The sequence below is a fragment of the Sediminitomix flava genome (assembly GCF_003149185.1).
In the GTDB taxonomy this organism is placed as follows: Bacteria; Bacteroidota; Bacteroidia; order Cytophagales; family Flammeovirgaceae; genus Sediminitomix; species Sediminitomix flava.
Window position 1 is genome coordinate 386,191 of record NZ_QGDO01000002.1, and the last position, 23,386, is coordinate 409,576.

Consider the following 23,386-nt stretch of genomic DNA (forward strand, 5'->3'; position numbering starts at 1 on the left):
ACTTGAACAAGAAAAAGCCCTTTATTTATAGACATTAAATAAAGGGCTTTTTTTGCCTACTCTTTTACAAGCTTTTGTTTGAAAACTGTTTCGCCAGTATTCCAGACTAATATATAAAAGCCTTTTTGCCACTTTATATTAGAGAATTCAACAATTTCATTTTTATCTAATTCTAATTTATCAACTACTTGACCGAGTAGATTATAAATTGAAACTTCACCTGAATCAGCTGTAAAATTCTCAATTACAAAAGAACTTTTAATTGGGTTTGGATAGGCTAAAATTGGAGTATTCATTTTACTATCAGAAGAAGTATAGGTTAAATTAAACTCTTCTGAAACTGAACGGCAGCTACCATTATTTACAATTACTTGATATACTCCCTCAAGTAAATTCTCATTCACAAAATAATTCAAATTCGATTCTTGTACTACCATTCCATTATATACCCAAAGATAATCGGCATTGGGTTGTGCCTGAACTCTCAAAATATTTCCAGAAACCACTATATTAGGCTTAGTTAGAGTATTTGGAGAAAGTTCTATGGTTTTGGTTTTACTTGTACTTTCACTTCCTCTAGTTATTGTTAAAACGACCTCAATATCGCCATCTCCTTCAAATAATAACTGAGGTGATTGCTCATTTACCGTTGCTACAACTTGATTATTTTGTCTTACTTCCCAAGACCAAGTCTCTGGATTCCCTGTACTTTTATCCTCTAAAGATATCAGAGAATTTGTACAAGCAAAAAAAGCATCAAAGTTTGCATAAAGCATATTATCACAATCATCAACAGTCCATCCAGAAGAATTACTATCAATTGTTGAACTATCTCCAGTTACAAACAAAGTACTTCCTTCAATTTGAATATTACTTATATCTAGATGATCATTACAATATCTACTGTCTGCATTAGAACTTAAAGTAGAAACTCCTCCATTAGAACTCAATGAAACTTTTGAATTTTCACGACCTCTCAACTCCATATGCTCATTAATTGTCAATGTTATAGGGTTTGTAAAACTTAAGCCTCCTTCACTAGATAATAAAGAATCTAAAGTTATTGCAGATGAAACCGTAATTAAGTTACTAAAGTCCAAAGTTCTAATGAATGAATTGGGAAGATCGAATGTTAAATCCCCCTTCGTTGATATAAGTCCATCAAATTCAAATCCATCAAAATCAGCTGAGAGAGACGTCCCTAATAATAAGCTACCTCTTTCATCAACTGAAATTTCTGCATCAGATAATAGACTTAACTCATCTGTTTCTAAGGTATATTCCCCTAGTTGTAATAATCCAGTGGAGATAGTTAAGCTTCTACAAAAAATGTCTGATTTTACTTTCCACCCTTTTGAAGCATCTGAAGTTATTAAAGCAACATCTGCATTAGAAAAATCAGCATCAGATTCTATAATTATATTATTCTGAGGGATAAGTTCTGATGTTAAATTTAAATTCCCATTATAAGTAATAGGACCATATGCAAGTAAAGCTCCATCTACGTTTATACTAAACTCATTTGTATTTAGTGTAAATGGATCTGTATTATTAAAAGTTAGTGTACTTATCGAAATATCGTCTTCTAAGGAAACTGAATTCAAAATAAAATTATCATCATCAAATACGACTCTATCTGTTTCTGTTGGGATTTCATTTGCGGGATCACCTCCTGACTCCAAAGACCAATTTCCTCCATCATTCCAACTTTCATTTTCACCCAATCCTACCCAATAAAAAGTACGAGCTGTACTTTCAACTGATGCAGTGGATACGATAAGACCAAATTCTTGTTCATTGTCTACCAAATTACCTTTATGTGTAATTTCAATTGTATAAGTTCCAGCGCTTGGTACTTCAATTTCAATTTTTTCTACATTATCTGTGTCATTATCATCACTATTTGTTGCTGCGGCAGATGGAGTTGAAGGGTTTAATTTCCAAGGGTAATAAACAGTATCATCACTCCCTTTAACCCTTAGGTCTAGATCATTAACCAAAGCTTTCTGACTAGGATCAACTGAGGCACTAGGTACAGCACCAGCAGGGTCTGTCCAAACTAAAGTGACAACAATAGGATTTTGTCCATCAGATGTAACATCCAAAGTATACGTACCTTGATTACTAAGCTCTGACTCAATCACTTGATGCCCTCTATCTGATGCTTCTAAAAGTAATACATTTGAAGCTCCTTCGGCATTTATCAAACCCCATCCATGTTTATAATCGGGGCCATCACTATCTCCTACCTCTCTACAAGAATGAATGGCTAAAGCTTTAAGCGTAGAACTACGCATCTGCTGACCATTATTTAAATCTTTATATAATTCTTGTAATAATAATAAAGTCCCTGCCACACTTGGGCTAGCCATAGAAGTACCACTCAAAGTCAGATAATAACTTGAACTTTCATTAACCCCATCATCAGGATTACTTTTAGAAGCTCCTGACCCACTCGAAAAAACTTCAACTCCTGCTCCTACCAAATCAGGTTTTATACGCCCATCATCTGCAGGTCCCCAACTACTAAATTCACTCATAATCACACTAGATGGCCCTGTATACTCTGATACGCTTTCAACAGCCCCTACCGTAAGGATATTTTTTGCAATACCCGATGGTCCAATACAATCATAAGGTCCATCTTGCCTTACTGTTACATCTGTTTCTGTACTAGAGCTAGAAGGAGCATCAGTTCTATCATTACCAGCAGCCCAAACAATTAAATAATTTGGAGCTGAGTAAGCTACAGCATCTAAATTTGAACTTGTAGAAGAATAAAAACCAAAAAGATAATCTTCTTGTGTACTTACATTTTTATTCCCGAACCATTGATCGCCATCCCAGCCTCTTACAGATCCATAAGAATGATTTGAAATTATAAGATTATTCTGAGCAGCATTAGCCATTTCAGCTAAATCATTCTGCGATGAATAATTATGAGCTTTTGCCTTATAAGCCATCCCTTTTGCATTGGACCGTACCCCACCCGCGATGATTGTACCTGTTACATGGCTTGCATGATTTTGTTCATTTGCATTTCTTCTGCTACTCGGACTATCCATTTTAAATGCTCTACCCACCAATTCATCATGCGTTAAAAGTGGATCGCCAACCTCCCAAACGCCAACCGTCAATCCTTCTCCTGTTAATCCCAACCCCATGCTTCCCCCAGGATTTATACCTGCGGCACCAGATGTTGCAGCCGATGCTCTGTTATAACTTTTAATGTATACTAACTCATTTTCATCAGTTATACTTTGTAAATACAAATTACCATCAGGCCTTTCTATCGTTAGAGGGTAACCATTAGCTTCTGCATACTTTACAGCTTTGTCGTAATTGATTTGTTCAGCTGAGGCAAAATCTATGGAAAGCTTTTTGAGTATTCGCTGCTTCTTAGTTTGCTGATTTTGGGCAAAAGATTGTAAAACTCCTACAAAACTTAAAATAGATAAGAGTAGTATTTTTCTTATGAGAAAGGTCGTTTGTCGGGTTATCATGAAAGTTTTTTTATCAGAATGGACAGGTGAATATTTAAAGTGTTATATGTGAATTGCTATGAAAAAAGTTAAATCCCTTCTAAAGTAATTTCGAAGTCTATATCCCAAATAGACATATCAAAACTCAAACGGTTTTCACAAGGAATGAGAACTCCATCACCTGAAACATCTATACTTCCATACTGAGTAGCAGGAATTACATATAACTCATTGTTACTATTCCGTTGAAAACTAGCTGAAATATCTAAAGCTCTATTATTCTCACTTCCAGTATAATATTCAATCAAATTTGCAAAGACATTAGATATAGAGTATGTCCCATCATTATTATCAGTCAACGTTACAACATCTAAAATCTCATCCAATGGGTCCTCAAATGTATTCCCTGTTGCATCTGTATAATTTGAAAATTGCCCACCATCTGCTCTACTAATTTTTATTCGATAACTATCTTGTAAAATAAACTCACAATCATCATCAATTAAATTTACAGTAACAGACTGCTGTGAACCATCTACATGTCCAAGTGCTACATTCTGAGTTGAAGATGATAACTTCACGGATAATTGTCTCTTGAATCCTTGTTCGACTTGATCATTCAATGGTTCTAACTCAAAGAAAGTCTCATAAGCCCCTGCAGGAATAGTCACCACATATGAAGCTACGGAGTAATCAATTCCTTCGGTTGTCCCTGTATTTAAAGCATCTTCAACAACAACTGTAATGTCTGTATTGGTATTTTGAGCAAAGGCCATAGTAATTGGCAATTGAAGAGGCTCAGAATCATTCTCAAAGAGATCGATATTTTCATCTTCAAAGCCTACAAAATTATCACCTGTATATGGTTTGAGTTCTCGACTTGTGTCACAAGCGATAAAACTCGTTAAGAGTAGAACAGCAAAATATTTCTTGAGTATTTTCATAACTGAATGGGTTAATTGGTCCATTTTGGGTTTTGCTCCATATTCTCATTCGCAAAAAGTTCTGCTTGAGGAATTGGGAATCGCATACGTTTATCAGTCGATGATAATTGGTCTGGGCTAAAAGGAGCTACATCCCCTCTGATGATCGTTGTATTTGTGCGAGAGAAATCTGAAAAACGCACTCCCTCAAAAGCCAATTCTTTACGTCTTTCCAATGCAATTGCAAACTCTAAAGCACCTCCTGATTCTGTACCTCCAAGAAATCCTATTATTCTTTCTGATCTCAAAGTATTCAAATCATCTAATGCATCACTTTCATCTCCCTGGTTGTAATATGCTTCAGCTCTCATCAGTAATAATTCACTACTTCTAAATACCTTCACATCTGATGATAAAGGACTATTACTATCTGTTCTTCTGTATTTATTGACAAAGTATTCTCCTTGTTGCAATACCACAGTAGCATCTCTACGGACATCATTTAGATCATAAATATTTACAAGGTCAAGTGAAGCAGTAAACTTTGGAAATCCTGAAGAAAGCTCAAATACACCTCCAACTCCAATTTGTTTAAACTTGAAAATTACTTCATCCTCATTTTCATCACTTGTCCACATAAAAGGATAGTTTGACGCAGATACGATAGGTTTTTGTTTCAGAACTTCTGTACTATAAAAGATTGCGTCTTCCCACCTTTCTGTATAAAAAGCTGCTTTTGCTTGAATTGCATTCGCGGCTAATGATGTCAACCTTGTAATATCAGTCTGATCATTTTGCAATAAGGCTTTTCCATTTTCTGCATCTGTGATAATCTGTGTATAAACTTCATCTACTGTATTTCTGCTAGGAGAACCTTCTTCTACTTTAGTCATAATCGGGACACCTAATGAAACACCTGTATGCAAGTCTTCTGCAAAATTCAACAACAAACGCATGTGTATATATGCCCTTAAAATCAAGAGTTCTCCTTCTGCCTTCCTTTTCAAAGCATCTTCATCATTATTCTCTGATTCGAGGGTAGGAATTGCTTCCAAAACTGCATTTGCAGTAAATAGAGCATTGTAATAGGTAAACCAAGCTCCTAAATCATCATCTGCTGTATATGCCCAATTATATTCCGTATTGCCATCTCCATTATTAGTTTCTGAAAGTTTCACATTATCTGAAGGCAAAGCATTTGAGCGTATTTCTGTTGCTTTAGGTAAGCGGCTATACACTCCAAGGACTGCAGATTCTAAATCTTTAACCTCGGTAATAGCCTTGTCGTTGTCAATTATATCTGTGGGTTCGATATCCAGTACACCCGAACACGCTACACTAAGAAAGATGAGTCCGAGTAAAATAGCATTGAGTAGTTTTTTCATGGTTCGATCTAAAATTGTGCTTCAAGTCCGACTGTAAAGGTGCGAGGAGTAGGATAAACAAATTGATCAATGTTATTCCCAGTTTCAGGATCCATACCTGTGTACTGTGTCCAAGTATATATGTTTTGTCCCATCATATAGACTCTCAGAGATGTGAAGGTTCGACTCTTTTGTAAAAGAAGAGGCTGTAACTGATACGATAGACTTATATTTCTGAGTCTTAAAAAGGATGCATTTTCTACATCTAGAGAAGAAAACTCTCTCTTATACTGAGGCGCTTGAACATCGGTAATATCTCCTGGTTGCCTCCAAACAGTTGCCATATGTGTTGACTGATTTTGCAAGGCAAAAAAGGCATTTTCGCTGAAGTATCTTGTGTTATTAAATAAGTGATGACCTGTTTGGAAAGAGAAAAATATTGATAATTCTAAGCCTTTATAAGCAAAACTATTTGAGAAACCACCACTCCAAGGAGGCAAATAAGTACCGAAATCAGGTCTTGCATTTGCAGGATCATAAACAACGGTAGTATTGCCGTCCTTATCCGTATAAATAGGTCTACCATTTGCGGGATTCACCCCTGCCCAACCGACAGTATAATGCGTTCCGAAAGGTAAACCTACTTGGATTATAGAAGTCCCTTGCTCAAATTCTGTTTCTCCTCCTAAATCAAGAATTTCATTCTGATTGTAGCTAAAGTTCACACTCGTACTCCAACGAAATCCTGATGGTCTTTGAACATTTATAGTTTCAAAAGTCATCTCTATTCCTCGGTTACGCATTTCTCCTGCGTTTCTTTCTACCGAAGGGAAACCTGCTGTGGCTGATAACTTTGACTGAATGAAAAGGTCACTCGTTATATTATTGTATAAATCAACAGACATAAAGATTCGATCTGCAAAAAGACCCAGATCGAAACCTGTATTTAGTTGATTAGACACCTCCCATTTCAAGTATTGATTCTCTAACTGCCCTGGTGCTATTGAAGTAACTCCATTGTAGGACAAAGAGGTATAAACACCTCGCGCTTGGAAATCGCCAATCCCATTCTGGTTTCCAGTTTTTCCATAAGACAGTCTGAACTTCAGTGTTGAAATAGCTTTAACATTCTTCATAAAGTTCTCTTCTGAAGCCATCCAACCTCCACCAAATGCCCAAAATGTAGCCCACTTATTTCCATCTCCAAACTTAGAAGAACCATCTCTACGAATAGATGCTTGAATTGTATATTTATCAGAGAAGGCATAGTTGGTCATGAAGAAATAAGAAAGTAATGCATTCTGAGTTTTCCCTCCTCCTACTCTTGGTATAAATCCATTTCCATCATCTCCACCAACAGCTGAACCAGGAGTGATAGAAGCAGGTGTACTAGGTAACTTAGAATTAAGTCCATAGCCCGTAAAAGAGGAAGAATGGTATTCATTCCTTATTAACTCAGCTCCTAATAAGAAATCAAAATCATGAATCTTATTAATGTTGTACTTGTAATTCGCTGTATTTACCCAGTTATAAGTAAAGTTTCTGGTATTTGCAGTATAATAAGAGCCCTGTCCACCTTGTGTAATTGTTGGGTCGGAACCATATTGACTTTCAGGATCTGTAAAATTCTCATACTCCCTCACCCGATAATCAATACCTATTTTTGATTTCAACTTCAACTTTGAAACAGGTTCATATTCCAAGTGAAAGCTTCCTATTCCTTTAAATTCATCTACTTTTTGTTTATTCGTCTCTATGATCTCTACGGGGTTGGTATCATTTGCACCAAACTCATATTCTCCAGTTTCAGGATTTCTGATGCGCTCATATGGATTCTTAAGCATTGCATTTGCAAATGGGTTTGCATAAGTTAAAGCACCATCATTACCGCCTAAATTATCTTGAGTAGAAAAACCTAAACTTGATGAAAGTCCAAATCGTAAAACATCACTTGCATCGTGGTCTATATTAAATCGACCTGTACCTCTCTCTAAACCTGTACCGATCGCAATACCTTCTTGCTGAAAATAACTACCCGAAATAAAGAATCGTGTATTGTCTCTTCCTCCAGACATACTCAATTCATGACTTTGAGTAATCCCCGTCTGAGTTACGGCTCCTACCCAATCGGTATCGATATTACGAAGTTGTTCTAACTCAGCTGCATTTAACGCTCGTTTCAAATCAACACTCGTTATTCCATTTGCGAGGTCTTCATTCGTTAAAATACTATTCTCTGGGTTATCAGGCGATAATTCCCAACCTTGGCCAATTTTTGCATATTCTTCATAAGACAATTTCTGCTCAGACTTCATGGGTTCTAACTTTAATTTCCCCATTTGAGACCAACCATATTGCATACGATACTGAACTACAGAACGTCCTACTTTCCCTCGCTTTGTTGTGATGACTATAACTCCATTAGCTCCTCTAGAACCATAAATAGCTGTAGCAGTTGCATCTTTTAAAATAGTGACTGAAGAAAAATCATTGGGGTTGAGAGAGGCAAAAACTGAAGCCTCTATTGGAACTCCATCTAGAATATACAAAGGAGTATTACTTCCATTGATAGAACCTGTTCCTCTAATTCTCACCGAAGCAGGTGCACCTGGTTGACCTGATGTTGAATTTACAATTACACCAGGCGCTTGACCTTGAAGCATCTGCTCAAAAGAAGCGACAGGAACATTTTCAATCAGTTCAGCATCGACTCCCGACACTGCACCTGTAAGCTTTTTCTTATCAAACTCATTGTAACCTGTCACAATGACTTCCTCAAGATGTTTCACATCCTCTTCGAGAATGATATCAAAATAAGTCTGACTACCTATTGTAGCTTCTTGAGTTTGGTAGCCAAGCATAGAAAAGACGAGAACCGTTTCTGGGTTTGTTGGTGCTTCTATAGCAAACTTCCCATCAACACCAGTAACTACACCTTTTGTAGTTCCCTTAAGCATAATTGTTACTCCAGGTAGAGGTAATTTTTGGGTATCTTTTACCACTCCACTGATCTGAGAAGACTGAGCCAATACAGCACTCCCCCACAGTAGAATGATACAGCTGAGGTATATTTTCATGGAGTGATAGTTTTTAGCGGTTAAATTGGATTATAGTAAGTAGCATGAGTTAATACATCATTTCTTGCATATGTATGTTGTCTTGAAGTTAGAAAGTTTTTTTACAAATGCGAATACATCTTACATCATTTCAAATAAAAATGTACAATGTTGGATGAATCCCCATTTGGCATTGAAATATATTGAGCACAAGCTAATTATACCTAAAAATATTACTACACTACTTAGCTAAAATCTCCTTTACTTATTCTAGACTCTATTTCTTTTCGAAACCATTCTCACATGATTTATCTTTATACTAGTATTTATGGGAGAAGTTGGATATTTTCACTCCAATCCTATACAATGAATTAAAACTTAGTCTCATGCGAATTTTTACAGTTGATGCTTTTACCAATCAAGCATTTAAAGGAAACCCAGCAGGTGTTTGTGTTTTAGATGGTCCTTTAAATGAAAAAGAATACTTGAACATTGCCCAAGAAATTAACCTTCCTGAAACCGCTTTCACCTACCCAATCCCTGACGGGTATTCTTTGAGATGGTTCACACCTACCGAAGAAGTAGATTTATGTGGTCACGCTACACTTGCTACAGCTAAAATTTTATTCGAAAAATTTAATTATCCTGAAGAGGAAATATGCTTTGATACTTTAAGTGGTGACTTAACAGTAAAAAACTTAGGAGAGAAATTAGAAATGAATTTTCCATACCGTAAAATGGAATTAGTGATTATGGATGCAGTTCTTGAAAACTTCTTAGGTGAAACACCAATTTATGTAGGAGCAGATAGAGATTGGTGCATGGTCGAAATGGAAACAGAGGAGCAAATCATCAATTTCCGTCCTAACTTAGAACTGCTAAAAAAACACCCTAGAAAGGTATTTGCTATTACGGCTAAGTCTAAACAAAAAGATTATGACTTTACTTCAAGAGTTTTTGGTCCCGCTATTGGTATTGATGAAGATCCAGTAACAGGTTCTGCTCACTGTTATTTAGCAAAATACTGGTCTGAAAAGTTAGGAAAGAAAATTCTTAAAGGCTTTCAAGCATCTAAAAGATCGGGAGAAATAGAATGTGAGCTCATAGATAATCAGCGTATATTACTTAGAGGAGATTGCGTAGTAATGAGTGAGATGTTAGTTAAGTGGGATAAAGAGATGGTCTAAAAACCCAACTACAAAAAAAGCCAAAGTACACTGAGGTACCTTGGCTTTTCTTTTTACTGAATATTATTTTCTTTTTTATATTCTTCAATCATTCGTGTTAGCTCAATAAAACCATCCACATCTAGCTGTTCAGCTCTTTTTGTGAATACTTCATGTTCAGCCATCCACTCTGTTGGTAAAATAGATTTCAAACAGTTACGAAGTGTCTTTCTTCGGTTATTAAAACCCATTTTCACAATTTGCTTAAAAAGTTTAGGATTCACCTCAAGCTCTTTTCTATCATTTCTTCTCAAAGCGATTACAGCAGAATCAACCTTTGGTGGTGGGTTGAAGACTTCTGGTGGCACTGTAAACAAGTACTCAATATCGTAATATGCTCCGAGCAAAATAGTCAAGATTCCATTTGTCTTTTTTCCTGCAGGTGAAGCAATACGTTCAGCCACTTCTTTTTGGATCATCCCCACAACTTCAGTAATCTGATCTTTGTAGTCCAATACCTTAAAGAAAATCTGAGAAGAAATATTGTAAGGGAAGTTTCCAATAATCCCTAAAGGATTTGGCGCAATTTCATCCAAACGTAACTTCAAGAAGTCACCCGAAATAATTTGTTCTTTATCTAACTTCAATACTTCATGAAGATAAACAACAGACTCTTTATCAATTTCTACTACTTTAGTATGAATATCCGACCTCTTGATTAAGCGCTCAGTCAACACGCCCATACCTGGTCCAATTTCCAATACTTCTTTATATCCACCATGAAGGCTCATGCTTTCCACAATACGGTCAGCAATCTGCATATCTTCCAAGAAATGTTGACCTAGGTGTTTTTTTGGCTTTACAGCTCCCATATTCTATTGCTTAATTCAAAAATGATCGGTGTACAGTACTTTAACTACAAAAATCATATGCTGTACTCCTATGATAACAAGCTATTTGTTTTTTGAATTGCAAAGGTACGTTTTTGAAACCGCTAAAGAAAAAAATTACATTATTGGAGGAAGAATGAAGGATAATAATTTTTTATACTACTTTTTACTATTCATTCTCAGAGTCTAGCTAACCTTCCTATCACTTATGAATAATGTACAATTGTATAAAGCTACTTCTACAGTAGATTCTAAACATAAAATTATCATTATCGATGATCTCAATGAAATTAAAGGCTTTTGTCCCAATGATGAAGTTGAGAATTTTGTGAAAGAAAAATTTAATACGGAAACCCTCGTAGAATATAGAAACCTATCAAATTCGATATTCTTTACAAAAATTCCTAGAGAGAAAAAGCACTTCGAGCAACTAGAATTTATGCGAAGACAAGGAGGACTTGTTTTTGAGCAATTGAAAAAAGAAACAGAACTGATCATAGAAATCATAGATCAATCCGATCAAGATTGTTTTGTCCTAGCAGTTGCTGAAGGATTAGGTATTTCATCTTATTTTTTCGATAAATACAAAAAAGATCAGAAGCAACCAGTCATTCACCTTCATCTCCGAAATGAACATTTAAAAGAAATGTTGGTCAAAGAATACAATGTTCTGATTGATGCTTTGTCTGATTGCCGAGATTTAGTTAATGAACCTCATAGCTTTTTAACTGCCCAACAACTTTCCGAAGAACTTATTCAACTTAGTAAAAAATCGGGATTTGATATTGAAGTTTGGAACGAAGAACAAATAATAGAAGAGAACTTCCATGCGCTACTTGCGGTCAATAAAGGAAGTCAAGAACCACCAACCTTCAATATTTTAGAATATTTACCCGACGACCCTATAAATGACCAACCTTATGTCCTTGTCGGGAAAGGTGTTGTTTATGATACAGGAGGTGTGAACTTAAAATCTACAGCAAGTGGCACTCTAAATAAGATGAAAAGTGATATGGCTGGTGCTGCTACTATCGCATCAGTTATCAGTGCAATTTCCAGAAATAAACTACCACTCCATGTTGTCGGGCTAATCCCTGCCACAGACAATCGTCCTGGAGCAAATGCCATTGTTCCAGGAGATGTGATTGACACTCATGCAGGAAAAACTGTAGAGATTGGTAACACAGATGCCGAAGGTCGATTAATTCTGGCTGATGCACTGAGTTATGCCAAAAGGTATAATCCTAAATTAGTAATAGATATTGCTACACTCACTGGTTCAGCAGCAATGTCCCTTGGTCGAGAAGGTGTTGTTTATATGGGAAAAGCCCCAGTTAATGTAAAGAATGACTTTGAACAAACAGGCCGTGAAGTCTATGAAAGAGTCATTGAGTTTCCACTTTGGGATGAGTACAATGATTACATTGCGTCAAGTATAGCTGATATAAATAATGTTGGAGGGAGGTTAGCTGGAGCAATAACAGCAGGTAAGTTTTTACAACATTTCACCGATTACGATTGGATACATATCGATATCGCTGGAGCCGCTTATTATGATCGGCCTCACTTCTACAGACCTAAAAATGCATCAGGAGTTGGAGTCCGATTGCTTTATCAATTTCTCAAATCTCAATTGAAGTAAGCAGATTTTCTCTGAAAGGGAATCTTCCAACCCAAATTCAAACAGTTTCTAATTAAAATCTTGTATCTTGTAGTTTGTATAGTGGAAATGGAATGTTTCCAAGAGATAATCGTGACTTTTACGGAATATGGCAGAAAAGGAAAATTATCAGGCTAGTCAAAAGCGTACAGATCGCCCTCGTATTGGTATCACTATCGGTGATTACAACGGGGTTGGACCTGAAATCATTCTTAAGGTATTGCAAGATAAAAGGTTAACTAACTTTTGTACTCCCGTTATTTATGGTTCTGGGAAAATCTTGACCAAATATAAACGCCTTTTAAATATAGAAAACTTCAGTTATCATCAGTACAACAACAATAGCTACTTGAATGAAAAGAAGCCTAATGTTGTGAATTGTTGGATTGAAGCACAAGAATTACAAGTAGGAAAAGTAACCAAAGAAGCTGGTGAGTGTGCATATTTGGCACTCAAAAAATCTACAGAAGACCTAAAAGCAGGATTCTTAGATGCAGTAGTTACTTGCCCAATCAATAAGGCTAATATTCAGCAAGAGGAATTCCAATATGCTGGACATACTGAATATTACACCGAAAACTTTGGTGAAAAAGGAAAAGATAGCTTGATGCTATTATGCGCTGGAGATCTTCGTGTAGGAGTTATTACTGGACACATTCCTTTAAGCGAAGTTCCAAAAGCAATCACAAGAGAGTTGATTATTAAAAAATCAACAGCTCTTATTGATGCTCTGAAAAAGGATTTCGGTATTCAGAAACCTAAAATTGCAATTCTTGGCCTTAACCCTCATGCAGGTGAAGAAGGATTACTAGGTAATGAAGAAAAAAATGTAATAGCTCCAACAATCCGTGAACTGAAAAAGAAAGGCAACCTAGTTTATGGTCCTTATCCTTCAGACGGGTTTTTCGGTACGTTGATGTACAAAGAGTTTGATGGCGTATTGGCAATGTATCATGACCAAGGCTTAATTCCATTCAAAACACTTGCTTTTGACAATGGCGTTAATTACACCGCGGGTCTGAATGTTATTCGTACTTCTCCAGATCATGGAACTGCTTATAATATTGCAGGAAAAGGTATTGCATCAGAAGAGTCTTTGAGAGAGGCTATTTATTTAGCCATTGATGTTGTTCGCAATCGAAATAAGGTAACAGGTTATCAAATCAGACCTGAAGCTCAAGAGCTTTTACAACAAATAAAAGATCGAGAGAAGAAAGGTAGAGAAGAGAAAATGCCACTTGAAGATCAATTGGCTGAAGCTCAAAACTTACCTCCCAAACCGTTCAAGAAGGAATTCAAGAAAAGACCTTCTGAGCAACAACATCACCCTAAGAAAGAGCAACAGCAAAAAGGTGGTTTTGCAAAAAGAGAGAGTGTAGAGCCTAAAAAAGAAGAAAATAATCAGGGAAATAGCGAACCTACTTCTGCTGAATAATATTGAATTATATTCAGAATATATAAGACTTGTTTTCTATATGAAAACGAGTCTTTTTTTATAAAAAAGTACAGAAGTAAGAGTTTAGGAATTGCGTAAAAAAGTACTGTATCCTCATTCTTAGATTGAATAATCTAACCAGCACTATTCAATTTACGCAGATACTTGAAACCTCTCTCAACCTATATAATACTATTACTCACTCTGATACTTTGCTCACAAACTCATCATATTTTCTCGCAAGATAAACAGATGAGACTAGGGGTAAACTATAACAAGAGTCTATTCTTTGTCTCTGACAGAAACGAGCATTTGAGTCAGAGTATACCTACTTCAATTGAATTAGCTTTTTTTTCAAAGTTTTCTGGAAACAAAGATTGGCATCATGATTACCACTTACCTGAGTGGGGAATCACTACAGGCTATTATGACTATTATTCGGAGATTCTTGGGAGGATGTATAGTCTGTCCTTTACATTTAATCAGACATTGATTAATAGTAAAAAAGGGAAACTCACTTTGCCAATCCAATTTGGAGGCGTTTATAGCCCATCTCATTTTGACATTGATTCTAACCCTCTCAATAATGCAATCGGGAATACATTCTCTTTTCTCCTAGGATTAGCCATATCTTACCAGTATCAAATTCACCCAAACTGGAGTCTAACTAGTAGCCTAAAACTACAACATTTCTCTAATGGTGCATTGGGAGTTCCTAATGATGGGATTAACTTATTTTCTCCAACATTCGGTATTAACTATCACTTTAAAGATTACAAAGTGCCTCAAAAGGCAAACATCCCTTCTAGAAATCAACAAAAAAGAAAAATCTATTTTGGAATATTGGGAGGTACAGGTCTCAAAGAGATACGTCCTTTTTGGGATAAAAAATACATGTTCTTTAACCTTACAACCTATTTAGAATATCAAATCGGAAAACTCTCCTCCCTCCAACTAGGTCTAGATGCTTTTTATAACCTTGGTGAAAAAGCAGATATAGAGCGTTTATGGACGACAAGAGCCTTAGAAGAGGATATACCTGACTTTAAACAGATTGCTTTACTCATTGGGCATGAGTTAGCTGTGGGGAAAGTAGGACTTGTCACACAGATAGGATATTACTTATATAAACCTTTTGAGAATGATGATAAATTTTACCAAAGAGTTGGACTAAAATACTATTGGACTAAAAAACGAAAGATATTCTCTAGTCTGATCTTAAAAACACATGGATTTGGGGCATCAGATGCCTTAGAATGGGGAATTGGTTATCGCTTTTGATATATGAAAAGAATTGTACCTAGTTTACTTATTTTCGTTTTCTGTTTTTCTTGTACCGAACAAAATTGTTTTGTTGAAAAAGGACAAAAGGTAAAAATTGAAATATCTGTTTCAGACTTTGACAGCTTACTTATAAGTGATCAAGTAGAGGTCATTTTATCCTACAATGAAAACGGAAACCATGAATTAACACTTGAAAGCTATGAAGGCTACCTCCCAAGTATTACTCACACTCAAGAAGGAAGAACCTTATCACTAGGTGACAATGGAATCTGTAATTGGACAAAAGATTTTCACAGACCAAAATTTAGAGTGAGTGTCCCGAACCTTAACTTTATTCATCACACAGGCTTTGGAAAACTAGAAACTGAAGGGGAATTACCATTTGAAAACCTTCATCTTTTTTTAGAAGATTGCTTTGCAGAGGTGAACCTAAGTCTTAATTCGGAAAATCTAAGACTGGTCTCCAATAGTTACACTACATTAAATCTTGAAGGTAGATCAAACAACTTCAATATTTTCCATGCTTACAATTCAGGAGGACTTGAAGCACGAAATTTTAGATGTCAAAAAATAGTAGTAAATCAACGTGGAAATGGAAGGATTCATTTATTCCCTATAACTGAGTTAGCAGGTTCTATCCGAAATACGGGAAATGTATACTACTACAATATTCCCGACAGTATGAATATCTCTGAATTGGATATTGGTAAATTTATAGATGCAACAGAGAATAATTAAAATAAAAAAGCGACTCCATTAAGAGGGAATCGCTTTTTTATTCTCGAGCAGAATCAAATTATTTACTTACTGGCTCTTGAAAAACACCCATGTTAGAGAATTTCTCAATACGTAAGTTGATTCGCTCGTGAGGGTTCAAAGCATTAAGCTTTTCGAACTCATCAAGAATTACTTCTTTTACTGTTTTCGCTGTAGTACGAGGGTCAGTATGAGCACCACCAAGAGGTTCATCTACAATTCTGTCCACTAAGCCAAAAGAAGTCATATCTTCTGCTGTTAGACGAAGTGCTTCTGCAGCTTGCTCTTTATACTCCCAGCTTCTCCATAAGATTGAAGAACATGATTCTGGAGAAATTACAGAATACCAAGTATTTTCCAACATCAATACTGAGTCTCCAATACCGATACCCAAAGCTCCACCTGATGCTCCTTCACCAATAATCACACAGATTACAGGTACTTTTAGCATGAACATTTCCTTCAAGTTACGAGCAATCGCTTCACCTTGTCCTCTTTCTTCTGCCTCTAATCCTGGAAATGCACCTGGAGTATCGATAAAAGTAATAATTGGCTTATTAAATTTTTCAGCCAATTTCATAAGACGAAGTGCTTTACGATAACCTTCTGGGTTAGCCATACCAAAGTTACGCATTTGGCGTTGCTTAGTATTACGTCCTTTTTGCTGTCCGATCATCATGAATGTTTGGCCGTTGATGGTACCGAAACCACCTACCATTGCTTTGTCGTCAGCAAAATTACGATCACCGTGAAGTTCGATGAAATCGTCTGTAATTTCGTAAATATAGTCTAGGGTATATGGTCGATCAGCGTGTCTTGAAAGTTGTACTCGTTGCCATCTAGTCAAGTTCTCAAAAGTACTTACTTTGAGGTCTTGAATTCTCTTTTCTAGCTCGACTACGGCTTCTGAGACATCTACATTATTTCTACTCGCCAGTTCTTTCATATCTTGAAGTTTATCTTCAAGTTCATTGATCGGTTTTTCGAAATCCAAGAGTGAATTATCCATAAGGTAAATGTTTTCCGAATTTTAAAATCTCAAGCCAAATACTTTAAAGCTAGAGATGCTAATTACATTTTCTAGTGTTGTCGATTTCTACACTGTAGAAATTTTACAAACAAACATAAAAAAAATTATAAGAATATAATCTTAAAACCTAAAAATAAACGCTAGGAATGTAAATCACAACAGATACAATCCAGAACTACCTTCGAATTCAAAAACAACAAATAACAGTAATAAAGTTTGATCTGAAGGTTATATTCTGAAGTTATAGGTTTGAAAAAAGCCATTCTTTGTGTTTTACAAAGAATGGCTTCCATATTATTTCATCAGAAATTAGTCATTTTCCTTGCTATGATCCAATGATTCAGAAACAGAGTGAATATGGTCTCCAACTCGTTCTATTACTGAAATCAAATCATTATAAGCTAAAGAAACTGGAATAGAATACTTATCTGCTTGATCTAAATACTCTGTTCTTAACTGTCTTCTGTATTTATTAATTGCTAGCTCAGCCTGATTTGCTGCTTCATAATCAACATTACTGTCTGATGCTTGCAAGTTTTTCTTCATAATTTGGAAAGCATTTTTCTCAAGTTCCAAATACTTGATCATGCTTTGTTTTTGCATATCAGAAAGATAGATTTTTTCTTCGTATTTACGCTCCATAATAATGGTAACACTCTTATAGATATCACCAATACGTTCAAAATCATGAGCAATACTCAACAAACTTCTGATCATATTTGAAGAATGTTTAGTGATAGCCTCGTTTTGAGAAACTTTTGCCAAATAAGAAACCAACTCGACTTCCATTTGGTCTGTCACATCTTCAATCTTACGAATCTTGCTAATAAGCCTCTTTCTTGTTTTAGACTCCGTTTCGTCTGTTTCAAGCAACTGAAGTACTAAATCATTTACACCCGATACAATATCTCCAAAACGAATAATTTCTTTTTTCGCTTGAATCAGAGATGCTTCAGCTCCAAGAATTTCATGAGGATTAATATACTCCAAGTGGAAATCCATTTCTTCCTCTTCTGCAGGAATCATTTGCTCTACAAGTTTCTGAATAAAAGGAATAAACCCGATCATAATGATCACATTCAGGATATTGAAACTTGTATGGAAAATTGAAAGAGCCATAGGTACTGGAGAAATCTTTTCTCCATTATCATCTACCATCCAATCTGATACTGCTGCAAATGGAGTACCCATGTCTGTATAATTAATCATATACCAATCAATTCCTTTTAGGAAGAACTGGAATACAAGTAACATCCAAACTACACCAAAGAGGTTGAAAATCATGTGTGCCCTAGCTGCACGTTTAGCGTGAAAGTTTGCTACAGTGGCAGCCAAGTTTGCAGTAATAGTTGTTCCAATATTTTCACCAAGAACCATTGCTGCTGCAATTTCGAATGGAATTAGTCCTTGGTTACAAAGTACAAGTGTCAATGCCATTGCGGCACTAGAAGATTGTACAACTACAGTAACAATTGTACCGATTATAACGAAGATAATAGGAGAATACCAGTGACCAGTGAAGTCTGATAAGAACGATAATTGATCGGCTGAAAGTGTTGGGACTGCATTTTTAAGTGCATCAAGCCCTAAGAACAAGAAAGCAAAACCGATGAGAACATCTGCCCAGTCTTTCAGTTTCTTACTGTTTGAGAACATCATTGGGAATGCAATTGCGATAATAGGCAATGCCATTTGAGACATTTTTACTTTAAAACCTAAAATCGAGATCACCCATGCAGTTACGGTTGTACCTACATTTGCCCCCATAATTACCCCTATCGATTGTTTAAGGGTTAAAAGACCTGCATTTACAAAACTTACTACCATCACGGTAGTAGCTGAAGATGATTGTACAATAGCGGTGATGAGGAAACCTGTCATTACACCCATAAAGCGGTTACTGGTCATTGCACCCAAAATTTGACGCATACGATCTCCAGCAACTTTTTGTATACCATCACTCATCATTTTCATACCGAAAATGAAGAATCCCAATGCCCCGATCAAGTTTAGAAAACCTCCGAGATACCCTGTAAAACTCGTAGATGACTCGCCCATTACAGCGAGCAAAATAGTATTCAGTTCCATTATCTTATAGAATCTATTGTGTTATGCCAAGCCTTAAAGAAATGTATTTTAGTATTAGTTTAAGTGTCCTAGACTTGAAACAGTCAGCAAAGTAAAAAAAAATATCCATTACGGAGAAAATACAATAGAATCTTAAATAACTTTAAAAAGTGTCCCGGATACGTTAAAAGAACAATTGATCTGCTAATCTAAATGTATTAGAGTGAGCTTCAATAATATGCGCTAACTGTTGAGAATATCCGCCCCCCATACTGACACATACAGGAACTAAATTTATTAAGCAATATTTGAATACTAGTCGATCTCTTTCTTTACAACCGTTAAGACTAAGACCTAATCTTCCTAGTTTATCCGAATAGATTACATCCACTCCAGATTGATAAAAAACGAGTTGTGGTTTTACCTTATCAAACAACTTTGGAAGAGCATCTGAAAGAATTTGAAGATAGGCTTCATCTTCTATTCCATCTGGTAAACCAATATCCCAATCCGAATTTTCTTTTTGCATTGGATAGTTCTTTGCCCCATGCATACTGAAGGTAAAAACTCTACTCTCATTTTGAAAAATTTCAGCGGTTCCATTTCCTTGATGAACATCAAGGTCAATGACTAAAATACGTTCTAATTTTTCATAATTGAGCATATAATTTGCCGCCATCCCAATATCATTGAGCAAGCAAAATCCCTCCCCCTTATTTGTAAAACTATGATGTGTACCTCCTGCAATATTCAATGAAACACCATATTCCATCGCATATTTAGCACAATCTATCGTTCCTTGGTTTATCACTTTTTCTCTATAAACCAAATCTTCTGTCAAAGGAAAACCTAGCCTTCTTACCTCTCCTTTTTCTAATAATATATTTGAAAGTCTATACCAATAGTCTTCATCGTGAGTATCAAGAATATACTTTTCATCTACAGGTTTAGGTTCAAAAAGATTATCTTTTGTAATCGTTCCCTCATACAAAAGCTGTTCAACTAACAGATTGTACTTGACCATCGGAAATCGATGTCCTTCAGGTAAATCATGAGCGTATACATCTGAGTATGCAATCTTCAACATATCCTTCCAACACTTTTAATATATACCAATAGACAACATTACGAGTGTACACCCTTCAACTACTTCAATCCCTTTTTCTTCAGCCATTTCCATTAACTCAGGGTTTTCTGTACCTGGGTTAAATACAATTCTTTTAGGTTTACTATCTAAAATATATTCATACCATTCCTCTTGATGCTTAGGGCCAATATACATCGTTATCGTATCAATATCTGATTGAGGTCGTTTATCATTAATAATATCCTGCCCCACTAATTCACCTTGTTTTACACCTACAGGTACAATTTCATGACCATGAGAAGTCAACTCATGTGCAGCTAAATAGGCATACCTCTTTGGGTTTGGTGTTGCTCCTAGAATTAAAGTCTTCATCTAATTTTCTAAATACTATTTATCTACTTTTATTTTAACTATGAAAGTCTAATATAGTTTTTATACAAATAGATATAAATTTTAATATCAAACATTTAATTGTATATTAAACCTCAATTACAAAACTCATTACAGACTTATGAATACAGTATTAATCACAGGAACATCTAGTGGGTTTGGTTATTTAACCACATTAGAACTTTTACAGTCAGGAGCTACAGTTTATGCTTCTATGCGAGAACTTGAAAAAAAAAACAAAGAGAAGGCTAAAAAGCTAGAACAAGTTGCTCAATCATTAAATGGTGTTCTATATCTGATAGATATGGATGTAACAGATGAAAAATCTATCAGGAATGTAAAATCTAAAATTGAAGAAAATGGACATACAATTGATGTGCTCATAAATAATGCAGGTCTAGGTTGTAAAGGAATCATGGAATCTTTCACTACCCAACAACACAAAAATATCTTTGAGGTAAATTACTTCGGAGTCATCAATGTAACCAATGTATTCTTACCCCACCTAAGAAGCAACAAAGGACGAATAATCAATATCAGTAGCTTATCAGGTCGAATCTCAGGAGCATTCAACGGGCCATATGCCGCTAGTAAATTTGCCCTTGAAGCTTATACTACATCATTAAGAGCTGAATTAATTCCACTTGGCTTGCAGGTCGGAGTAGTTGAACCTGGTATTTTTAATACAGAAATGCAACAGAAATTCCAAACAGGTTCGAATGAAGCTGTTCTAGAAAGCTATGGCCCTGTAGTGGAATTCATGAAAGCACAAGATGCAGCTTTCGCTCAAATGATGATGGCAGGAATACCTGGACCAGAAATGGTTTCACAAACAATTGGACAATTAGTTTCTGCTGAAGTTCTACCTCAAAGAACTGTAGTAGACTATTTGGTTAAAGACTTTGTTGAAAAATTGAATAAAGCTGAAGATGATGTAAATCTCGAAATTCAGCAATTCTTACAAAGCCTTGCAACTCAGCAAGAGGCTTAATTCCATTTTTGCTCTGATTTAATAAAGAAAGCTATTGGTAATCCAATAGCTTTTTTATTTACTTTATTTCTGTAAATCTTCAATGTTATGAATAAGGAAATCGAAAGAAAGTTTTTGGTAAAAGACGACAGCTGGAAAAACCTAGGTGAAGCAGTACACTACAAACAGGGATATTTATCTAATGATCCTGAGAGAACCGTTCGTGTACGAATAGCTGGTGAAAAAGGCTTTTTAACTGTAAAAGGAAAATCTACAAATGATGGACTTACCCGACTAGAATGGGAAAAAGAATTATCTGTTGAAGAAATTTCGCCTCTTTTTTCATTATGCCTTCCTGGAATTATAGAAAAGAACCGAACAAAAATACAGATAGGTAGTCATACTTTTGAAGTCGATGAATTTTTCGGGCAAAATGATGGCTTGATTTTAGCTGAGGTAGAACTTCGATCTGAGTCAGAGAGTTTCGAAATTCCTGACTGGCTTGGTGAAGAAGTTACAGGAGACAAAAGGTATTACAATTCATACTTAGCTCAACATCCATTTTCGACTTGGTAAGCTAGGTATTCAATCAATTGAAGAAAAGTACTTTATGATAGGAGAATTGAAAAAAGAGGATATATATACACTACCATTTTGGTTGTTATGCTTAAGTACATTTCTTTTTTTTACGAGCTTTAATATGATTATTCCAGAACTTCCTGCTTATCTAGATACAATGAATGGCGGGGAGTATAAAGGTTTGATCATAGCACTTTTTACCCTTATGGCAGGTATTTCTAGGCCTTTCAGTGGAAAGCTTTCAGATACGATTGGAAGAGTTCCTGTTATGGTTTTTGGGGTATTTGTCAGTGCTTTTTGCGCTTTACTTTATCCCCTTGCCTCCAGTGTATTTTTTCTATTGCTACTAAGATTTATTCACGGATTCTCAACAGGCTTTAAACCAACTGGTACCTCCGCTTTTTTAGCAGATATTATTCCTGCTGACAGACGAGGTGAAGCGATGGGACTTTTCGGGTTCTTCAGTAGTTTAGGAATGGGTGTCGGGCCTGCCATTAGTACTCCAATCAAAGAACTTTACAGCTTAGATATTCTTTTCTATTCTTCATCTGTTTTATCCTTACTTTCTGTAGTTATCCTTTTTGGATTAGAGGAAACCTTAAAAGAAAAAGAACCTTTCAGATGGGGTTTATTAAAAATAAAATCGGATGAAATTGTTGAAGTGAAAGCTTTACCTCCTGCTCTAGTAATGATACTTATCACGCTAGGTTCAGGGGTAGTCTTCACGCTCATACCAGACTTCAGCGTTCATCTTGGTGAAAGTAATAAAGGGATGTTTTATGCCTATTACACAGGAGCAACAGTTATTGTGAGATTACTTTTAGGAAAAGCATCCGATATTTATGGACGAGTTCCTATTATGCTAATTTCAGTTATTATTCTATCAATATCAATGTTCGTGATAGGTTCAGCAACCACTGCATTCTACTTCTATTTTGGTGCAATCCTATTTGGTTTGGGCTTTGGGCTTGGTTCACCTACAATCATTGCTTGGACAATAGATGTAAGTAATCCGAAATACAAAAGTAGGGCTTTAGCTACCATGTATTTAGCACTTGAAATTGGAATAGGTATGGGTGCATTTGGTTCTGGTTGGATTTATAAAAATGACATCAACTTCCTTTCTACATCTTTCTACATCGCAGGATTTGCCAACATTGCTGCAATATTCTACCTAATGTACGAAGGACGCAGAATTAAGAAGAACCAACCTAAAAATAGCTATGTATTTATAAAAGGAAATTAGC

17 protein-coding genes are annotated in these 23,386 nt (G+C 35.8%); 8 read left to right on the forward strand and 9 right to left on the reverse strand.

Going from position 1 to position 23,386, the window contains the following annotated elements:
• Positions 1–56 precede the first annotated feature (56 nt).
• The 4 genes from BC781_RS08795 to BC781_RS08810 all read right to left on the reverse strand — a co-directional run bounded on the left by BC781_RS08795 (position 57) and on the right by BC781_RS08810 (position 8,846).
• A complete protein-coding gene (locus tag BC781_RS08795) occupies positions 57–3,503 on the reverse strand; it encodes a S8 family serine peptidase (RefSeq protein ID WP_109616870.1) in 3,447 nt (1,148 codons plus the stop codon).
• Positions 3,504–3,571: 68 nt separating this feature from the next.
• Positions 3,572–4,426, reverse strand: coding sequence for a hypothetical protein (locus BC781_RS08800; RefSeq protein WP_146201653.1), 855 nt, complete (start codon positions 4,424–4,426; stop codon positions 3,572–3,574).
• An 11-nt stretch (positions 4,427–4,437) separates the two neighbouring features.
• Positions 4,438–5,790, reverse strand: coding sequence for a RagB/SusD family nutrient uptake outer membrane protein (locus BC781_RS08805; RefSeq protein ID WP_109616872.1), 1,353 nt, complete (start codon positions 5,788–5,790; stop codon positions 4,438–4,440).
• A gap of 8 nt (positions 5,791–5,798) precedes the next feature.
• Positions 5,799–8,846, reverse strand: a complete 3,048-nt coding sequence (locus tag BC781_RS08810) for a SusC/RagA family TonB-linked outer membrane protein (RefSeq protein ID WP_109616873.1) — start codon at positions 8,844–8,846, stop codon at positions 5,799–5,801.
• Positions 8,847–9,211: 365 nt separating this feature from the next.
• On the opposite strand from BC781_RS08810, the gene BC781_RS08815 reads away from it, so the two are divergent.
• On the forward strand, positions 9,212–10,012 hold the full coding sequence (locus tag BC781_RS08815; protein WP_109616874.1) for a PhzF family phenazine biosynthesis protein: 801 nt from the start codon (positions 9,212–9,214) through the stop codon (positions 10,010–10,012).
• A 53-nt stretch (positions 10,013–10,065) separates the two neighbouring features.
• On the opposite strand, the gene rsmA is transcribed toward BC781_RS08815, so the two are convergent.
• Complete coding sequence (gene rsmA / locus BC781_RS08820) at positions 10,066–10,863, reverse strand: 16S rRNA (adenine(1518)-N(6)/adenine(1519)-N(6))-dimethyltransferase RsmA (RefSeq protein ID WP_109616875.1); 798 nt, start codon at positions 10,861–10,863, stop codon at positions 10,066–10,068.
• A 226-nt stretch (positions 10,864–11,089) separates the two neighbouring features.
• Between rsmA and BC781_RS08825 the strand changes: the two genes are divergently transcribed.
• The 4 genes from BC781_RS08825 (at position 11,090) to BC781_RS08840 (ending at position 15,998) form a co-directional block, all read left to right on the forward strand.
• On the forward strand, positions 11,090–12,523 hold the full coding sequence (locus tag BC781_RS08825) for a leucyl aminopeptidase family protein (RefSeq protein ID WP_245935599.1): 1,434 nt from the start codon (positions 11,090–11,092) through the stop codon (positions 12,521–12,523).
• 127 nt (positions 12,524–12,650) lie between these two features.
• Positions 12,651–13,976: a 4-hydroxythreonine-4-phosphate dehydrogenase PdxA gene (gene pdxA / locus BC781_RS08830; protein ID WP_109616876.1), complete on the forward strand. Its 1,326-nt coding sequence runs from the start codon at positions 12,651–12,653 to the stop codon at positions 13,974–13,976.
• A 252-nt stretch (positions 13,977–14,228) separates the two neighbouring features.
• On the forward strand, positions 14,229–15,257 hold the full coding sequence (locus BC781_RS08835; RefSeq protein ID WP_109616877.1) for an acyloxyacyl hydrolase: 1,029 nt from the start codon (positions 14,229–14,231) through the stop codon (positions 15,255–15,257).
• 3 nt (positions 15,258–15,260) lie between these two features.
• Positions 15,261–15,998 carry a GIN domain-containing protein gene (locus BC781_RS08840; RefSeq protein WP_109616878.1) on the forward strand — a complete coding sequence of 246 codons (738 nt, stop codon included), beginning with the start codon at positions 15,261–15,263 and terminating at the stop codon, positions 15,996–15,998.
• A gap of 58 nt (positions 15,999–16,056) precedes the next feature.
• Here BC781_RS08840 and BC781_RS08845 read toward each other — a convergent pair whose 3' ends face one another.
• The 4 genes from BC781_RS08845 to BC781_RS08860 form a co-directional block, all read right to left on the reverse strand.
• Positions 16,057–17,025 carry an acetyl-CoA carboxylase carboxyltransferase subunit alpha gene (locus BC781_RS08845; RefSeq protein WP_109616879.1) on the reverse strand — a complete coding sequence of 323 codons (969 nt, stop codon included), beginning with the start codon at positions 17,023–17,025 and terminating at the stop codon, positions 16,057–16,059.
• A gap of 330 nt (positions 17,026–17,355) precedes the next feature.
• Positions 17,356–19,134: a Na/Pi cotransporter family protein gene (locus tag BC781_RS08850; RefSeq protein ID WP_245935600.1), complete on the reverse strand. Its 1,779-nt coding sequence runs from the start codon at positions 19,132–19,134 to the stop codon at positions 17,356–17,358.
• 163 nt (positions 19,135–19,297) lie between these two features.
• Positions 19,298–20,200 carry a histone deacetylase family protein gene (locus tag BC781_RS08855; RefSeq protein ID WP_109616880.1) on the reverse strand — a complete coding sequence of 301 codons (903 nt, stop codon included), beginning with the start codon at positions 20,198–20,200 and terminating at the stop codon, positions 19,298–19,300.
• Positions 20,201–20,215: 15 nt separating this feature from the next.
• On the reverse strand, positions 20,216–20,572 hold the full coding sequence (locus BC781_RS08860) for a CoA-binding protein (RefSeq protein ID WP_109616881.1): 357 nt from the start codon (positions 20,570–20,572) through the stop codon (positions 20,216–20,218).
• A gap of 139 nt (positions 20,573–20,711) precedes the next feature.
• Between BC781_RS08860 and BC781_RS08865 the strand changes: the two genes are divergently transcribed.
• The 3 genes from BC781_RS08865 (at position 20,712) to BC781_RS08875 (ending at position 23,385) form a co-directional block, all read left to right on the forward strand.
• The gene (locus BC781_RS08865) at positions 20,712–21,581 is read left to right on the forward strand and encodes an SDR family oxidoreductase (protein WP_109616882.1); all 870 of its coding nucleotides are present in this window, start codon (positions 20,712–20,714) and stop codon (positions 21,579–21,581) included.
• A gap of 87 nt (positions 21,582–21,668) precedes the next feature.
• Positions 21,669–22,136 carry a CYTH domain-containing protein gene (locus tag BC781_RS08870; RefSeq protein WP_109616883.1) on the forward strand — a complete coding sequence of 156 codons (468 nt, stop codon included), beginning with the start codon at positions 21,669–21,671 and terminating at the stop codon, positions 22,134–22,136.
• Positions 22,137–22,170: 34 nt separating this feature from the next.
• Positions 22,171–23,385 (forward strand): MFS transporter, encoded by a 1,215-nt coding sequence (locus tag BC781_RS08875; RefSeq protein WP_109616884.1) that lies wholly within the window; start codon positions 22,171–22,173, stop codon positions 23,383–23,385.
• Position 23,386 lies beyond the last annotated feature (1 nt).

Bases quoted from the DNA above. Each gene is read 5' to 3' on its own strand.
- BC781_RS08795 (WP_109616870.1), bottom strand. From the start codon at position 3,503: ATGATAACCCGACAAACGACCTTTCTCATAAGAAAAATACTACTCTTA.
- BC781_RS08800 (WP_146201653.1), bottom strand. From the start codon at position 4,426: ATGAAAATACTCAAGAAATATTTTGCTGTTCTACTCTTAACGAGTTTT.
- BC781_RS08805 (WP_109616872.1), bottom strand. From the start codon at position 5,790: ATGAAAAAACTACTCAATGCTATTTTACTCGGACTCATCTTTCTTAGT.
- BC781_RS08810 (WP_109616873.1), bottom strand. From the start codon at position 8,846: ATGAAAATATACCTCAGCTGTATCATTCTACTGTGGGGGAGTGCTGTA.
- BC781_RS08815 (WP_109616874.1), top strand. From the start codon at position 9,212: ATGCGAATTTTTACAGTTGATGCTTTTACCAATCAAGCATTTAAAGGA.
- rsmA (WP_109616875.1), bottom strand. From the start codon at position 10,863: ATGGGAGCTGTAAAGCCAAAAAAACACCTAGGTCAACATTTCTTGGAA.
- BC781_RS08825 (WP_245935599.1), top strand. From the start codon at position 11,090: ATGAATAATGTACAATTGTATAAAGCTACTTCTACAGTAGATTCTAAA.
- pdxA (WP_109616876.1), top strand. From the start codon at position 12,651: ATGGCAGAAAAGGAAAATTATCAGGCTAGTCAAAAGCGTACAGATCGC.
- BC781_RS08835 (WP_109616877.1), top strand. From the start codon at position 14,229: ATGAGACTAGGGGTAAACTATAACAAGAGTCTATTCTTTGTCTCTGAC.
- BC781_RS08840 (WP_109616878.1), top strand. From the start codon at position 15,261: ATGAAAAGAATTGTACCTAGTTTACTTATTTTCGTTTTCTGTTTTTCT.
- BC781_RS08845 (WP_109616879.1), bottom strand. From the start codon at position 17,025: ATGGATAATTCACTCTTGGATTTCGAAAAACCGATCAATGAACTTGAA.
- BC781_RS08850 (WP_245935600.1), bottom strand. From the start codon at position 19,134: ATGGAACTGAATACTATTTTGCTCGCTGTAATGGGCGAGTCATCTACG.
- BC781_RS08855 (WP_109616880.1), bottom strand. From the start codon at position 20,200: ATGTTGAAGATTGCATACTCAGATGTATACGCTCATGATTTACCTGAA.
- BC781_RS08860 (WP_109616881.1), bottom strand. From the start codon at position 20,572: ATGAAGACTTTAATTCTAGGAGCAACACCAAACCCAAAGAGGTATGCC.
- BC781_RS08865 (WP_109616882.1), top strand. From the start codon at position 20,712: ATGAATACAGTATTAATCACAGGAACATCTAGTGGGTTTGGTTATTTA.
- BC781_RS08870 (WP_109616883.1), top strand. From the start codon at position 21,669: ATGAATAAGGAAATCGAAAGAAAGTTTTTGGTAAAAGACGACAGCTGG.
- BC781_RS08875 (WP_109616884.1), top strand. From the start codon at position 22,171: ATGATAGGAGAATTGAAAAAAGAGGATATATATACACTACCATTTTGG.